Annotated in this window: 13 protein-coding genes and 1 pseudogene; 1 reads left to right on the top strand and 13 read right to left on the bottom strand. The window is 45.6% G+C overall.

Annotated features, from left to right (window positions below):
- Positions 1-9 precede the first annotated feature (9 nt).
- The 11 genes and pseudogenes from GON05_RS37570 to GON05_RS37615 form a co-directional block, all read right to left on the bottom strand.
- Positions 10-669, bottom strand: a pseudogene (locus tag GON05_RS37570) (CapA family protein); the annotation flags it as partial.
- 47 nt (positions 670-716) lie between these two features.
- Entirely contained in the window at positions 717-2,318 is a 1,602-nt protein-coding gene (locus tag GON05_RS37575; protein ID WP_157326562.1) for a response regulator, read from the bottom strand.
- Positions 2,311-4,152 (bottom strand): cache domain-containing sensor histidine kinase, encoded by a 1,842-nt coding sequence (locus tag GON05_RS37580; RefSeq protein WP_157326563.1) that lies wholly within the window; start codon positions 4,150-4,152, stop codon positions 2,311-2,313. Before GON05_RS37580 ends, GON05_RS37575 begins: the two co-directional genes overlap by 8 nt.
- A complete protein-coding gene (locus GON05_RS37585) occupies positions 4,094-5,434 on the bottom strand; it encodes an ABC transporter substrate-binding protein (RefSeq protein ID WP_157326564.1) in 1,341 nt (446 codons plus the stop codon). The genes GON05_RS37580 and GON05_RS37585 overlap by 59 nt, the downstream gene beginning before the upstream one ends.
- Before the next feature lie 131 nt (positions 5,435-5,565).
- Entirely contained in the window at positions 5,566-6,570 is a 1,005-nt protein-coding gene (locus GON05_RS37590) for a glycoside hydrolase family 43 protein (protein WP_157326697.1), read from the bottom strand.
- 39 nt (positions 6,571-6,609) lie between these two features.
- Positions 6,610-7,440, bottom strand: a complete 831-nt coding sequence (locus tag GON05_RS37595) for a carbohydrate ABC transporter permease (protein ID WP_246239756.1) — start codon at positions 7,438-7,440, stop codon at positions 6,610-6,612.
- A 6-nt stretch (positions 7,441-7,446) separates the two neighbouring features.
- Positions 7,447-8,343, bottom strand: coding sequence for a carbohydrate ABC transporter permease (locus GON05_RS37600; protein ID WP_246239757.1), 897 nt, complete (start codon positions 8,341-8,343; stop codon positions 7,447-7,449).
- 65 nt (positions 8,344-8,408) lie between these two features.
- On the bottom strand, positions 8,409-9,734 hold the full coding sequence (locus GON05_RS37605) for an ABC transporter substrate-binding protein (RefSeq protein ID WP_157326565.1): 1,326 nt from the start codon (positions 9,732-9,734) through the stop codon (positions 8,409-8,411).
- A gap of 361 nt (positions 9,735-10,095) precedes the next feature.
- Complete coding sequence (locus tag GON05_RS38975; protein WP_164819675.1) at positions 10,096-10,266, bottom strand: hypothetical protein; 171 nt, start codon at positions 10,264-10,266, stop codon at positions 10,096-10,098.
- Between the two features lie 132 nt (positions 10,267-10,398).
- The gene (locus GON05_RS37610) at positions 10,399-11,301 is read right to left on the bottom strand and encodes an S-layer homology domain-containing protein (protein ID WP_246239758.1); all 903 of its coding nucleotides are present in this window, start codon (positions 11,299-11,301) and stop codon (positions 10,399-10,401) included.
- A gap of 105 nt (positions 11,302-11,406) precedes the next feature.
- Positions 11,407-11,928, bottom strand: a complete 522-nt coding sequence (locus GON05_RS37615) for a hypothetical protein (RefSeq protein ID WP_157326567.1) — start codon at positions 11,926-11,928, stop codon at positions 11,407-11,409.
- 107 nt (positions 11,929-12,035) lie between these two features.
- On the opposite strand from GON05_RS37615, the gene GON05_RS37620 reads away from it, so the two are divergent.
- Entirely contained in the window at positions 12,036-12,665 is a 630-nt protein-coding gene (locus GON05_RS37620; protein ID WP_157326568.1) for a TerC family protein, read from the top strand.
- Positions 12,666-12,703: 38 nt separating this feature from the next.
- Here GON05_RS37620 and GON05_RS37625 read toward each other — a convergent pair whose 3' ends face one another.
- Entirely contained in the window at positions 12,704-14,248 is a 1,545-nt protein-coding gene (locus GON05_RS37625; RefSeq protein ID WP_157326699.1) for an SAM-dependent methyltransferase, read from the bottom strand.
- A gap of 37 nt (positions 14,249-14,285) precedes the next feature.
- Positions 14,286-15,659 carry a PDZ domain-containing protein gene (locus tag GON05_RS37630; RefSeq protein ID WP_181646483.1) on the bottom strand — a complete coding sequence of 458 codons (1,374 nt, stop codon included), beginning with the start codon at positions 15,657-15,659 and terminating at the stop codon, positions 14,286-14,288.
- Between the last annotated feature and the right edge of the window lie 49 nt (positions 15,660-15,708).

Here is a 15,708-nt window from a genome sequence, read left to right on the forward strand (position 1 = left end):
TTTGACCATTGTACGAATATGCTTCTGATCTTCCTTTGATTTAAATGATCCGGTATATGGAATGCCGAGACGATCCCAGTACGACAGAGCGCTTTGAATCACTTTTTCCCCGCGATCCAGCGTATGATTATTTGCTACTGTAACGAGATCCACCCCGGCCGCTTTGAGAGCATCCCCCACTTCCTGCGGACTATTGAAAGACGGATAGCCGGATAGTCGCAGCTCTTTCCCCCCAATCATCGTTTCCTGATTCGCAACTAAAATGTCAGGTACACGCAGATAGCTCTGCACGTCTTCAAACATTTTGAAGAAGTTGTACGTGCCGTCCTTTTGCTTCGCATCTTGGTAAATTTCGCTGTGGATGAGAACGTCGCCGATGGCTCCTAATGTGACTTTACTTACCCTAGGCTCCGAAACAACCGGCGGTATCGTGGGTACCGTTACAGTCGGCGGCTCAACGCGCTTAGCTTCTGTTTTAGATTTCCACGGTGCTTCTGGTTTGGCATCCTGTTTGGCACCTAGCAGTTCTTCTTTAACTTGTGGCTCCGCTTCCTTATGAACAAGAGGGTTTGCGCGATAGAAACAACCGGTGGTCAGAGTCAACAAGAAAGCTATCACAACAACGCGTTTCCTTTGCAAGCGGAACCCCTCCTGCCAGACATTTTCCATTAGTATGCCCCAGCAAAATAATTCCCTCGCACTTGATTGGCCGTTTGTCAGCTCGTTTGTCTACCCTCACGGTACTCCGTAGGCGTTCGATTCGTAAGCGTTTTGAATACGCGGTTGAAATGGCGAATGTTCGTAAATCCTGTAGAATCCGAGATCACCTGAATCTTCTCATCAGAGTGAAGCAGCATAGCCTTCGCTTTCTCGATCCTCTTTTCCGTTAAGAAATCGATAAAGGACTGGCCTTGCTTGCTTTTAAACAAAGAACTCAAATAAGAGGGGTTGAGATAGACGATCTCCGCCATCATATTCAGGGTAATGGATTCCGCATAATGCTCCTCCACATACCGCACCACCAATTCAACAGGGCTAGTGACGAATTTCTTTTTACGGTTCACCATGCACACGCTCAAATCCCCCAGCAGCTTCTGGCAGCGTTCGCTCAACTCTTTACTGGACGAAATCGAATAAATCTCCATCAATACCTGTTTCATATCCGTGCCTTGCAGCCACATCTTCACCACGGTTAAATTCACGGCCAACTCGTAAAAATGCAGCAGCATTTTACAAATTTGCTCATGAATCAGCTCGGGATCCCTCCATTGCTGGCAGAGCTTGGTAACGAATTGATCGGCTTGAAGATGCACATTCGCCAAATCGCCCTCCTGCACATACTGATTGAGTAAATTCCAATCGGCGGTGTGCCATTGGAGCTTTTCCATCGTCCTATCAGCAATCGTGTCACTGGAAAGAAGGCGATCCCCGCCAATAACTAAACGGTAGAGCAGCGCCAAACCCGCTTCCTTGTAGGACTTGGAGATCGACTCCAAATCTTTCACAGCACTTCCGAGCCCGAATGAGATCGTAAAATTCGACTGCCCCCGAATTCCCTTGCGGATTCGATTCGTTAATTTCTCGATGTCAGCAAAGGAAGCCGCCGTATCTTCATGATTAATCAGCGCGACTACTTCATGCTCATTTAAAATAAACACGTAACCAAGCAGCGGTTTTTCGATGCTCTCCTGAATGAACTGCAAAATATACACAGAAAATAAGGATGGATTTAACTGGTAATACCTTTCATCCGTCACGGAATCTCGGTCCAGCTTGGCTACCAAACAGCTTGTGCAGGGAAGCGGAAACTGTACGCCGACATTATCGAGCAGTTCTGTTTCTCCATGTGAAAAGCTTCCTGTCAACAGTCCAGCAAGCACATGCTGGCGCATTTGATTCTGAACTTGCTTGTCCTTCTTGTTCGTAGTCAATTGTTCCTTCTCAAGCGCGATTTCAACCTGAAGCCTGTCCAGCAAAGTATAGAGCTCTGCCCGTTCGAAAGGCTTCATCAAGTAGTCCTTCGCCCCTAATTTAAGCGATTCACGTGCGTACTGAAAATCGTCATAGCCACTCATCACCACACAGGAAATATGCGGATAACGCTCTTTCACAATGTACTGCAGCTGTATGCCGTCCATGCGGGGCATTTTAATATCCGTAATAATCAGGTCCGGCTGCAAGGCTTCAATTTTCTCTAAAGCTTCCACGCCATCTTTGGCTTCGTCAATAACCGACCATTCCGACTGCATTTCAGCAATCATTAAACCAATGCCTTTGCGAAAGATGGTTTCATCATCCACGATAAGGAGTTTAGGCATCCAGTTTGCCTCCTTCAAGTTCATCTGCGATGAGTGGTAATGTGAGAATAATCGTCGTTCCTCGGTGTAATAGGCTTTCAATCTTCATGCCGTATGGATGGCCATACCGAAGCACAATCCTCCGATGTACGTTCATTAATCCGTGCCCGCCTGTTCCCTCTTCGTTTGGGGTGAAATCAAATTGTTTCTGAAGCACTTGCTGCAAACGGTTTTCACTCATCCCCGCACCATCATCCTGAATGATAATGACCATCGTGTCATCTTGCTTCTTACCGCTGAGCGTAATGGTCCCATAACCGCTTCCTTTTTCAAAACCGTGCACAATGCTATTCTCGACGATCGGCTGCAAAATAAACCGGATCACTGAATAGACAAGCAATTCAGGCTCGATATCGACCTGAAATTGTATTTTATCCTCGAAGCGGATCTGCTGGATAGCCATGTAACCTTTCACGTGCTCCAATTCCATGTTCAGCGGCACTTGGCTCTTATGGCTATTGATGCTGTAGCGCAGCAGCTTGCTTAAATTATTCGTCATTTTGACAACTTCACGATTGCCTTGAATTTCAGCATACATGCTAATGGAGCCCAAGGTATTGTACAAAAAATGGGGATTAATCTGGCTTTGCAGCGCAGATATTTGCGCATTCTTCTCTCTGATTTCCGATTCGTATAACCGGTAGCCCAGATCACTGAGCTTCGAAACCATGAGGTTAAAAGATTGACTTAACTGACCGATTTCATCCCGGCTTCGAATGGGAATCGAAACGTCCAGATCGCCTAGCACCACTTTTTTCATGAGATTACGCAGTTCGCCAATCGGATTAGTGATACGAAAAGCTAAAGCTGTAAACAGAATGACAGCCAGCAGCAAGCAAACGACACCAATCAGAATGATATAATTCCTCACATTTACTGTATCCTGAAGCAATGACGCGAGAGGCACCATCTCGATCATCGTCCATCCGGTATTCGGCGAAGTATAGTAGGATAACAGCTCTGTATCTACACCTTGCTTATAGATAACTGTGCCGGTACCCTGATATTGCTGCACTTTGTCCATGTCGATCCAAGAATCAGCGCTTTTATAAATGAGAGCCCCTTCGCTGTCGACAATCATAATGTTTTTCTTGTCATTCGAGATCGTCTCAATTTTGTTGCGAATGATATTTTTATCCACATCCAAAACGAGATAGCCCAGCACTCTTCCAGTATCTACACTGCGTATTTTCCTCGCAAAAGAGTACACCTGATTCGTCGTATCATACGCGTTCTTGTTGTACGTGCCGATATAGACAACCTTCCCTGTCGTGGAAACCTTGGGGTACCAAGGTTCACTTTCAGCCTTTTTCAGAGAATAATTCGCTTGCTCCTCTAACATCGCCGTATAAGTGCCGCCTGATTGGCGATACAGCGTTAATCCCGATATATCTACACGTCCATTGGCATACACGCGCTTGGCGAAATCTTCAACGGTTACCCGATCATCAAACGAGATCGTCGTTTCCGTCCCTTTATTCGACTCCAAATATTTCACAATATCCTGGGATTGATACGGCAATAAGGTTAAAAGATTAAGCTCATTCATGTACGTATCAATGTTAGCCATTAACTCTTTCACAACGTCCATTTGATATTTGCCTGTATTTTTCTGAATCGAGGCCGAATAGCTTGTAAACGTCAAATAGCTGGCTATCCCCAGCGGAACGGCTATGAGGATAAAGCTGATAACGATCAATTTGGTGACGATCGGAAGATTCTGAATCCACTGCTTTTTAGTCTGGAGCTGTATTCTGCTGTATTTGAATATTCGTGTTAATAATCCTTTGCGCATTACGCAGCACCTCTTGCGGGGTGGATTGCCCCACCATCATCTTTTCGAATTCGCGTACGATCTCTTCATTCATTTTCCCCTGTCTAGGGTGATTCGGAAAATATTTCACATCGTCAGCGGAACTTGCATAGTCCGGACGGTACTTCAAGCTCTGAAACTCCGGGGATTGTACCGCTTGTTTCACCGCTGGAATGTGGCCGGCTTTCGCCCAGCTGGCGCCGTGCGCTGCAACCCAATTCGCAAATTTCAGCGCTGCGATTTGCTTTTTCTTATCCGGTTTTTCATGATAAGGCAAGGAAAAGGTATGCGAATCCCCCCAAGCAGCGGGATGATCGTAAATTTGCGGTATTTTCGTAACACCGAAGTTAAGGTCCGGAATTTTCTCAAACGTGCCCGTCGCCCAAACACCCGTAATTAACAAAGCGGCGTTGCCCTTCGAAAAGGTTTGTACGGAATCGTTTATATTTGGAATAATGAACCCTTGCGAATAGAGGGAATTAACAAAATTCAGAGATTGAAGCGCAGAGGCATTCTCGATCGCCGCTTTCTTCTCGTCGTCTGTATAAAACCTGCCACCATCTACATTCATCTGACTGTAAAAGGAGTACCATAGCCAAAATGAGTCGATACGTACATTGGGTTCAGCCAATGGTGTAACAGTTGCGGGTACACTTTGTTTTATTTTTTGTAAAAATTGCAAGAATCCATCCTCGCCATTCATCAGAACAGGCTTCTCTTTCTCATCTAAAAGGCCTGCTTGTTTGAGCCAAGCCTTGTTATAGTACATCACTTCCAGATGGGTATCGAGCGGAATTCCGTAATGCTTCTCATCGGCAACCGTACTTTTCAATATCGTCTGGTTAAAATCTTGCCAGTTCACGCCCGCTTCTGAAGCAAGCGTATTCAAGTCCGTTAAAAATCCAGCAGGCGCATACTGCGAATATTTGGCTGAATGGACAATCGCGATATCTGGCGCTTCTTCTGTCACAATCGCTGTTGACAGCTTGGTATAATAATCACCTGAGTTATTATTGATTTGATCAATTTTCACATGATCTTTGTTCTCATTGTTATACTGCTGAATTAATTCAGCCATAAATTGGCCGTCTCCACCGCTAAATGGCGACCAGAAAGTAATTCTAAGCTTATTCGATGCCGCATCATCAACTTGCGTATCCGGCTGAGAGCTGCAGCTTATGGTTAGTAAACAGAATGGAATCAGAAGGAAAATGGTGCTAATTCTAGCTCGCAGCTTGCCTCTCACAGAAATCCCTCGCTCCATACATAGTGTGTCTTCATTATACAAATTGGCCTTGCCGAATCCAATGACCTATTTCCACCAGACATGGACATATTTTTGGATCCCGAATAAATAGCAAAAAAACATCCCCAATCCTGGAGATGTTTCGACTGTTATTCACCGCTCGGGACAGGGATAGGAACACCCTCTGCAATCGGTACTCCGAAATCAGGAGAACCGTCCGGATGCCACTTGAATGGCTGCATACGTACATTGCGATTCCAGCCAGAGCCTTGCGTCTTCGCACCGTGATACAGAATCCAGTCCTCTTTGCCGTCCAGCGATTTCGTAAAAGAGCTGTGGCCTGGTCCGAATACCTGGTCTGTTTTGGAAAAAACAGCCTGCTCGTGCTTTTTCCATGACGCCGGATTCAACAAATCACTACTCATCGTTGCGCTCAGCATCCCTAAACAATAATCATCCGTCCAGCTGCCGCTCGCTGAGTAAATGACATAAATTTGATCCTTATGCAGCAAAACCTGTGGACCTTCATTAATGGTTGGTGTACCGTTCAATTCCCATTCATATGTAGGCCTCGAGATTTCGACCGGCTTGCCGCTAATCGTGTAGGGATTACTCATTGGAGCAATGTACAATTGCTGGCTAACATTTACCGTTCCTTCCCAACCGGACCATATGAAGTATAAGGAACCGTCCTCTTTTTGCAGCGTCGTCCCATCGATTGCCCACCTGTCAGCTGTATCCATCATTCCTTTATCGATATATCGGCCTTGCGGATCATCCGTTTCTGATTCCAGCACGAACATGCGATGGTTCTCATTCTGGCCATCATCGGCCGCATAATAGATGTACCATTTTCCCTGCAGATAATGCAGTTCAGGCGCCCAGATGTTTGAAGTATTAGGGCCTGATACAGGCGGGAACCACACATCCTTATATTCGGCGTCAGCAAGCCCCGTCAGCTTTTGCGACTTCCACACTCGAATGGAGTTACCTGTCGTATGTGTATAATAATAAGTGCCGTCTTTCGAAGTCACCCATGGGTCTGCTCCGTTATCGAGAATTGGATTCGTAAATGTCTTCGTCATGACTTCTTTTCCAGCCCCTTTCGTGCAACCCGCTGCAAGCAGGAAGCAAATAAACATCACAACAAACATGCGCACCTTTAATACACCGCCCCCCGAGAAACAGCCTTTTTACTGCTTAACTCCCGTGGCTGTAATAGATTGAATAAATTGTCTCTGCCCGATTAGAAAAATTAGAAGGGTTGGAAGTGTGGATAGCGTGGCAAGTGCCATTAATTTACCATACGATTGCACAAAACTTCCAGTAGCCATAACAGCAATTCCCGCAGTGAGCGTGCGCATTTCCAAATCCGTTACCGTAAAAAACGGCCACACATAATCGTTGAAAACCCCCATAAATGTGAAAATTGCCAATGTTGTTACAATCGAAACAGAAGACGGCAGCAGAACGGACGTGAACACATGCCATTTGTTCGCCCCATCCATTTTCGCAGCTTCAATAATCTCAATCGGGAACGATTGGAAAAATTGAATCAACAGAAATACGCCAAGTGCACCGCCGGAATAAGGCAAAATAAGCACATAATACGTGTTGATCAAGTTCAAGTTGCTAAAGTTCAAATATTGCGGCAGAAAAGAAATAATGCCTGGCACCATCAAGGAACCGACGAACAAGGCGATTAACGTCTTTTTAAAAGGCAAATCAAGCTTCGTTAACGCGTACGCCGCCATCGTGTCCAGTAGAATGACCAAAAAAGTTGCAGCAAATCCCACAAAAAATGAATTGAAAATCCAACGGAAAATCGGTACCTCGACGTCACCGCCGACAAATATCGTATGGAAATTATCCCAGGTGAATTCCTGCGGCAATAAATGAAACACAGGTGCCATCACTTCTACGTCGGTTTTGAACGAATTCGAAAACATCCACAGGATGGGCAAAATGAATATGATACCTAACACACTAGCCAACACCACGTAAAATAGCTTCAAAGGTTTCAACGTCCTCTACTCCTTTCTGTTCGTGACTTTAAATTGGATGACCGATACGATCATGATCGTTAATCCCATCAAAATGGCCATCGCCGATGCCGAGCCAATTTCCCGGGCTGTATAAGCTGTTTGTAAGATGCCCATCAGCAGAACCTTGGTCTCGTCCCCGGCATTGCTCATGAGATTGGGCTGGGCGAAAACATTATAAGAAGCAATCGTGGACGTAATCAGCACAAAAATAATCACAGGCCGGATCGATGGCAGCGTGATGCTTCTCAGTCTTTCCCAACCATTTGCCCCATCTATTCTGGCAGCTTCATACAGATCCTCTGGAACGCCATTAAGCGCATTGACAAAGATAATCATATTAAAACCAATCGTCCACCAGAGCGTAGCCATGACCAATGCAATCCACACAAATGGTTTATCCAGCAGCCAAGGGATCGGGTCAAATTCGTGAATCCCCATCTTAGCCAGTAGTAAATTGATGAATCCGCCCGTAACATCGAACATCCTTTTCCAAATGACTGCCATCACGGTAGCCGAAACCGCATAAGGAATGAAGTAAATCGAGCGGAAGAAGGAGCGCAGTTTGGCGGGAAGCGCGTTTAACAATAAAGCAAAGCCTAAGCCCACAAGGACTAAGAATGGAACAGAAAAGATAACAAATTTCAAAGTCGCTTGCATGCCGATAAAAAAGAGATCATTTTCTTGCGTACCCTTTGTGAAAATGCTCTTGTAGTTGTCCAAACCAACAAAAGGATGTACGGGATCAAGCAGGTTATATTGTTTTAGACTAATCACAAAACCATAAATAATCGGAATTAACGTGAACGCCATAAAAGCCACAAAATACGGAAGTATGAATAAGCTGGATGTCAGCTTTGATTTCCAAGAGGATGTTGTAGGCAAGGGCTTCCCCTCCTTTTTTTAAAATGGCAGACGGGTAACGTGTACCCGCCTGCCTTCGCTCAGCATTATTTTTTGTTCATCGCAATCGTGGATTTCGCAGCTGCATCGTCAAGGGCAGCTTTTGGATCCTTTTTCCCTTGCAGCGCATTCGCCAGTTCACTCCAAATACTGTCGGAGATTGGACCCCAGTTCAAAACTTTAGGTGCAAATTGCACATAATCAAATTCTTTGGCAACTTCCGTTTGTTGTTGTGTCATCGCCTTAAACGCTGCGCTGTCGCGAACGACTTTGGATGCAACAGCTTGGCCGGACTCGGCCCAGTCGATGGAGTTATTCGATACATATTTCAAGAAATCGCCGACACCAGCCAGCACTGCTGCATCCGTCGTTGATTTAGGAATGACAAAGTTGTGCGAACCAGCGAAAACAGCTTTTTTCACTGTACCTAATTGCGGTACTTCCGCAACGCCATAGTTCACTTTCGCTTTATCGAAAGCGTCTTTCGCCCATGGGCCGTTAAAATGCATAGCGCTTTTGCCTTGTTGGAACAAGTTGAAATCGCCGTCCGCCGCCACCGTTGGCGGGGAAACTTTCATCGTGGTTAAACTTCTCATGAAGGTAACGGCTTCAACGCCTGCCGGTGAATTGTAGGCAATGTTTCCTTTCTCATCCAGGAAGCTGCCGCCATTTTGGAATAAGACCGTTGGGAATAAGAAGTTCTGAATCCAGAACGTTGGCATCGCCGCTCCCCAAATCCCTTTGGACGGATCTGTCAGCTTTTTCGCTGCATCAACAAATTCTTGACGATTCGTTGGAGGAGCCGTGATACCTGCTGCTGCGAACAAATCTTTATTGTAGTACATCACTAATGGGTGAATATCAAGTGGAATGCTGTACCATTTGCCATCTTTGGTCGAATAGTCCACCGTTGCTGCCGGGAAGTTGCCTTTATCCACACCTGCGGATTTAGCCACTTCATCTAACGGCTGCAGCAAATCTTTGGCAATATACGTAGGCGTTTGGTCAAGATGCATAATGGCCACATCAGGAACCCCTTTTTTCGTCGCAATCGCCGTATCCAACAGCTTGTAGTAGTCGCCGTTTGGTTGAATCGTCATTTTCACGTTGTATTTGTCTTGTGATTTATTATAATTGTCCACAATTTTCTTCATAAATGGACCGTCATTACCAGAGAAAGGGTTCCAGAAGTTGATCGTAATTTTTTCACCGCTTTTTGCCGGTTCTGGTGCTTTAGTCGCTGCTGCTGTTGAAGCTGCAGGTGCTGTTGTCGCCGCAGCAGGTTCAGCTGTTTTCGTGGCCGAGCATCCCGACAAAACCATGGTAAAAGAAATACATGTTAAACCGATCACTTTAAAGTTGTTCATTTTCATCCTGTTTTCAAGCTCCCTTCAATTTAAACACAGATTATAGTAGTTGCATCTCAGGACTCTCTTGTGTCAAAATTGTAGTGATGATTGAATTTCGCCAAAAATTCAGTCTCACTACCGACGAGCGATAATAAGGCGTGCCCACACCAATGGACCCTTTTATCGCTTTTTCTTTGTCGATCCCCCTCTTCCATTTCTTACCCGCAACTTAACTATAATCATTTCAAGAAAACGTTACCATGACGATATTCAAGAACCTTTGGACATATTTTCAGATAAAGCTTCTCCCCGCCACAAAAAGCAAAAAAGCTCCGAGCTATCGCTCGAAGCCTCCTCGCCAACATCTATCCCTTCTAGAAATTAATTAGGATTTCTGATGGTTTGTATAAATACCAACGACAGATAGCAACGCAGCAACACCATTGGCAATCGCGTTCATATCCGCATCTTTAATAAGGTCCATACCGTACGCGTCCAAAATCAATTTGGCAGCACCGATCAAGCCCAAAGTTAACGTGTAGTAGTTTACTTTCATCTCTCTCACCTCCTATGAAAATAGGATGCTATATTCTATGAGAGAGACCTGGCATCGGACATGTCCAAATGACAGTGATGCAGATGCACAAAAAATGCCGCCACCTCATTCAAGGCGACAGCATGCCACTACTTATGGCGAGACCGCTGGTTTAGCGATCGCATTATACTGGGAAGATACGAACGTTTCCACCTTCGCCTTGGTAATCACTTGCGGATACATCATACCCGGCTTTGGCTGCTGAATCGTGTACCGAATGACAGCCTGCCCATCTGTTTGGAACTCAATAGCCTGTATAGCAAGGCCGTATCCGGGACTCGGCATTTCTTTGGACAGTGTCACTTTGTTGACTTCGTCATTCACTTTCTCAACTTTCACCGAAACCTCTTCAACCGGAGCTTGGTTCTGCGCATGAGATTCTACAAATTGAATCGCCTGATAAACCCAGCTGGCTGCTTCGCCACGTGTAAGTTCAGCCTTCGGATTGAACCTGCCGTCACTGTCCAGCTGTGTGATTTTGTACAACAGCAATCTTTGCAGAGTGCCCTGGTAATTGATGTTAATTTGATCCTCATCCTTGATCACAATAAACATTTTAACAAGCGGGAAATTGCCTTTCGTTTCAAGAGCGCGGACTAATAAATCCCCGAATTGCTCACGTGAAATGGTTGCGTTCGGATTCACATCCTTGGGAATGTCCAGTCCGTTATAATGAGCAATGATGAAGGCGTCTGCATACCAAGCATCATTTGGAACATTCGTGTATGTGTCCGACGCCACTGGCTGCTTGATGAAACGTATCGTATCCATATTCAAATTCAAGCCTTTTACAATCATTTGCACGCTTTGCGCATAGCTGATTTTCCCTTTTGGCACATAGTGCTCGCTGTCAATTCCGCTTACAATCCCGCGGTCTTTCAGCGCCATAACAGCATCGGATTGACCCTCTTCCAGATCAGAAAAAGCAAATGCCGAACTAACAGTCAATGAGCTGATCAACAAAGTCGTTAATGTGATAGCGGCTAATTTTTTCATCCTCATTCTCTCCTTTACCATTTTTGAGATGACTCAATGTGTAGTTACCCTCTTAACGTGATCCGTTCGAAAAATGTTGCAAAATTTCCCATGGAAACTCATAGTTCAGCCTAGCAACCGAAGCAAGTCCGCTTTCAGCGACTCATCCATCATTTCGTTTCTTGCAAGCTCTATTATGATTTCTTCGTTCCTGTCTGTATGTTTCAAATAATTGTACAACAGCTCTGCCTTAGGCTCCCGCCCCATCATTTTATAAGCCACATACCAAGTTTCAGGCGCGCTCAATGGGATACCCTGCCAAGTACTCCCTTCCCTTTTTCCAAGAGGCAACTTCACGATCCCTTTTGTGCTCCTTAGTGCGAAATAACCAATAAAATCAATAGATAAGGGTACAACTTGGATCCGATATTCGCTTGCAAAAAGACCCTCTCCACTTGTCTGTTCCTGCCAGGAATACCCTTGAATGGCCTCAGTAAGCTTTTCTTTCGGACACTCCACTAGAAGATCCCAATCATTCATCTGCTCAACGAGCCCCAAAGCGTGCAATAAACCGCTTCCGCCTAACGCATAAGGAATACCAAGCTCAGTAAGTTTATCTGTTATCCGTACAAGACCTTTTACGTCCATTTATATTCTCATTTCCATATGTAGTATTTGGTTTATTTTGGAATCTCAATCATATAATGATCTTAGTTTCTGAGGACAGGCCGATGTCCTGGAGAGGAAGACCAAGGATGCAGAATTGGTTTATCATTTTCATATACAATTTATTTACCAACGTCGATAACGCCATTATGATTCAAAATTCCCTTAACCGATATAGCCTGAGAAGTAAATTCAAATTGTATCTTCTTGGGCTTTTATGCTTGCTGCGCATCATCTACATCGCTTGTGTCCAATCCTCGTATCGAATTCCTTATATCAACTTGGCTACAGCCGCTATCATGTTATTTTTTGCAATTCGAATGGTCCTGCCCAAGAATCAAATGAGAAAACATTTCTCATTATTATGGATTTACAGCAGTGTAGCTTCTTTGGATCTAGTCATGAGCATCGACAGTATTCTGCTATCGGCCAGACTTTCGGATAATGTCGCTTTTATCGCAACTGGCGTGCTCCCGGCATTATTGCTTCTGTTCTTTTTCTCCTCCAAAATGGAAATGTTTTTTTTCAAGATGCCTTGGCTCGAAATCGTCATAGCCGGCTTACTGGCGCAACTAGCTGTTCTGCAAATAAAAAAAGAACCAGGTATCCTGCTGCTGCTTCAAGAGGAATGGTTCGATTTGGTGGGCATCATCACGATGTGCGTGATTTGCGCGGTGGGTTGGTATAATTTCTTGAGAAGCCGATCTTACCCGATGTAACCGCCATCCCTTCGATTAGACGACTCATTTACAACTGGCTAGTCATTAAGTTTCAATAGTGCTGAAGCACCTTCGTGCTCCGGGGCAAAAATCCGTGTAAGCTCTGCGTAACGCCTAGCTGCTTCGACATTTCCGACCTCATAATAGCAGATCGCCATATCATAGAGGACATCCGGATTCTGATTGTACGCTTCTTCCGTTTTCTCGAAAAAGACACGGGCATCCTGATACATCTCCATCTGATACAAAAGCTCTGCGCACTCCAAAGCCATTTCATGCCGCTCCTTCATCGGGTAGTACCCTTCCCACATCTGGTAAATGCCTAGACGTATGTCCGAGTAAACACCTTCCTCACACATTGGTAGAAGCTCCGATAGCCTTCCTACAAATTGCAGGAAAAACTGAGCATCATACCCGCACAAACGCCAAAAGGCAAGAAATTGAGGTACTTCCAGCTGCTCCAAATAACCATCGAGCCACTCTTTCACCGTGATAAAATCGTCCGGCCCATAACGCTCAATAAATCGCCGATAGGCTAAACGAGTGTTTCCATACCCAGTTGGCTGGGTGAGCATCAACATACAGCCAATGTTCAGGTGATGATAAGGATGCTGTGTAAACAGACACAGAGCCCCTTTTTGCTCCCAAACCTCGTTCAGGGCATGATAGTTCGCTGTTAACGAAAAACTGCCGTGATGGATCAGCTGCGGCGGCTCACAGTACTCCCAGCTTTCCAGCCGGTGGTCTCCTTTGTCAGCCGTCAGCAGAACGAATCCTTCCCTCGAAAGTTGATTCAACCGTTCAAGACAATGCAAACCAATCACCGGAAATAGGATATGTGAATCTTCTAATTTTTGGGTGTATTGCGCAATAACGTTGCTGTACGCATACGATTGTTGCTCATATTCCTCAGCAAGCCGATATTCATACTCGACCGTTGCGCTTTCCAGCCTATCAGCGGCGCTGCCACCAGCGACCTCATCGGTGAAATGCAGCGATACCATACAATCATAGACGCGCTTATCATCCACATAAAGCAGCTCCTGCGGGATGCTATCAAAAAAGTAATTCGCAATCACCAGCAGCGGTTGCTGCAAATCTCCGTTTCGGATACTGATGCCGCTTTCCGTTAAGTTCAGCTCGGCATCTTGCACGGCATCGAACTGAGCAAAATCCAGGATCCCCTGTGCCACAAAAGGCTGCAAACTTGGGTGCTGCTGCCAGTACGCCAAATTTTTGAGCGCCAAATCCGTCATGACATAACGAAAAGCAGGCAGAGCCATTCCCGCATAATCCCTCATGGCGCACAATTCCTTCAGTACATGAAAGGCGAGCCGACCGGAGCCGGCACCAAGCTCAACGATCGTAACAGGCTCAGATAGAGACCCTAACTGTGCCCGATCTTGCAGAAAACCAAATATAATCTCTGCATAGGAGGTAGCCATCACCGGGTTACTTGTGATGTACTCAGGGACTTCGTTATTTTGCCATGCGCTTATGCCCATCTCTTCATAATAGGTTCGCTGCAGCTCCCAGATGGGAGATTCACTGAACCGATACATTTTTTGATCGTTCGTTACCATATAATTGAACCTACTTTTCATAAATGTTAGTGAAAGACTAAGGACAAGAAAGCTGGCCCGCCGCTTGTTTCGGGTGATCTTTTAACCACTTCAAAATATCATCTAACGTGCGCACGGGCACGATCTGCAGGCTTGGCGCCCCTTTCTTCGCTTCCGCCTCGTTCGCGGCCGGGACAAAGAAAACGTCGGCATTCGTTCTGCTAATGGTGTAGGCCTTCTGTTCTAATCCACCGACAGGGCCGATTGAACCGTCCGGTTCCATGGTTCCCGTCCCTGCAACATGATTGCCGTAGGTTACACCGCAAGGAGTGAGTTGATCAATTAACGTTAGCGCCAGCATCGCTCCATGGGAAGGTCCGCCCTCATGTAATAAATAATCATGATAACTCACAAGGATTGGCAGATCATATTGCACCTCGTTCTCAACTTGGATGCCGAAAGCAGCACGACTCGGATCATCTGGATTCGTACGTGTCTTGGCCTGCAAGCTGACTTGCTTGCCGCCGCGCAGCACTATGAGCGCCACTTGATCATTGGGCTTGACCGATTTCATACGCTCAGTGAGTTCTTGGACGGTGGTGACAGCCTGCCCATTCACTTGTTGGATCACATCCCCTAACTGAATCTGGCTGCTCGCAGGGCTATCCTTGAGTATGGCTGTGATACGAACACCGTCGGAGGTGATTCCCTTCCCTTTTCCGACCTTTTGAAAAGCAACCGCACTTCCCGCGGCATTTGCATCGGCCTTCATGAGCCTTACTTCTTGATTGTATTCGCCTATCGTCATCCCTAAATTTTCGACTTCAAATGAATACTTTGCGAAGAGTTTTGCATATACCCAATCGATCGGAAATGCGGGACGTTCAAACACCAGCACCCCTGAGATGTCTCCATGAACCTTACTTTCACTGGTATGTGCATATCGGTTCATATTTAACGTCAGGCCAGGATACGTAACTAAATACTTAGTCGGCCAAAACATCACCAGCATCAAACCAACCGTTGCAACAAAAAGACTTATACTTTTTATAGGCAGCTTGCGCCCCTTAAGCTCATGAACGAATAAATCCACAAAAACTAGCAGCAAGGTCAAAATAAATGCCCCTGCCGAATACTCTAACTTCTTTGGTACCGTCAATAAGATGATCATACAGGCCAGGCCTGCCACGATGATGGACGCAGCTCTCACCCACATCCCTACCTGTCTGTGCGACCTTAGGTGGATGAGTGAACCAGCGATCCAAAGCAGTGGAATGAGGATGAGGACATAGATAAGTTCATCAATCATATCAATCCAATAGATTGTAGAGCTTAGCCGCAGCGGGTCCGGGAGCCAAATCAACTCACCCAGAACAACTAATAGCAGCGTCAGAACCATAGCCGAATAGTACAACTTTTTCCAAAGAGCCATCCTATGCATCCTTTCCTATGTAAAAAAGTAGCTGACGCTCTCGTATGGA

This window comes from Paenibacillus anseongensis (genome assembly GCF_009757995.1).
GTDB lineage: Bacteria > Bacillota > Bacilli > Paenibacillales > NBRC-103111 > Paenibacillus_E > Paenibacillus_E chondroitinus.

Coding starts and splice junctions, on each gene's coding strand:
- GON05_RS37575 (WP_157326562.1), bottom strand. CDS start 2,318: ATGCCTAAACTCCTTATCGTGGATGATGAAACCATCTTTCGCAAAGGC.
- GON05_RS37580 (WP_157326563.1), bottom strand. CDS start 4,152: ATGCGCAAAGGATTATTAACACGAATATTCAAATACAGCAGAATACAG.
- GON05_RS37585 (WP_157326564.1), bottom strand. CDS start 5,434: ATGGAGCGAGGGATTTCTGTGAGAGGCAAGCTGCGAGCTAGAATTAGC.
- GON05_RS37590 (WP_157326697.1), bottom strand. CDS start 6,570: ATGTTTGTTGTGATGTTTATTTGCTTCCTGCTTGCAGCGGGTTGCACG.
- GON05_RS37605 (WP_157326565.1), bottom strand. CDS start 9,734: ATGAAAATGAACAACTTTAAAGTGATCGGTTTAACATGTATTTCTTTT.
- GON05_RS38975 (WP_164819675.1), bottom strand. CDS start 10,266: ATGAAAGTAAACTACTACACGTTAACTTTGGGCTTGATCGGTGCTGCC.
- GON05_RS37610 (WP_246239758.1), bottom strand. CDS start 11,301: ATGAAAAAATTAGCCGCTATCACATTAACGACTTTGTTGATCAGCTCA.
- GON05_RS37615 (WP_157326567.1), bottom strand. CDS start 11,928: ATGGACGTAAAAGGTCTTGTACGGATAACAGATAAACTTACTGAGCTT.
- GON05_RS37620 (WP_157326568.1), top strand. CDS start 12,036: ATGCAGAATTGGTTTATCATTTTCATATACAATTTATTTACCAACGTC.
- GON05_RS37625 (WP_157326699.1), bottom strand. CDS start 14,248: ATGGTAACGAACGATCAAAAAATGTATCGGTTCAGTGAATCTCCCATC.
- GON05_RS37630 (WP_181646483.1), bottom strand. CDS start 15,659: ATGGCTCTTTGGAAAAAGTTGTACTATTCGGCTATGGTTCTGACGCTG.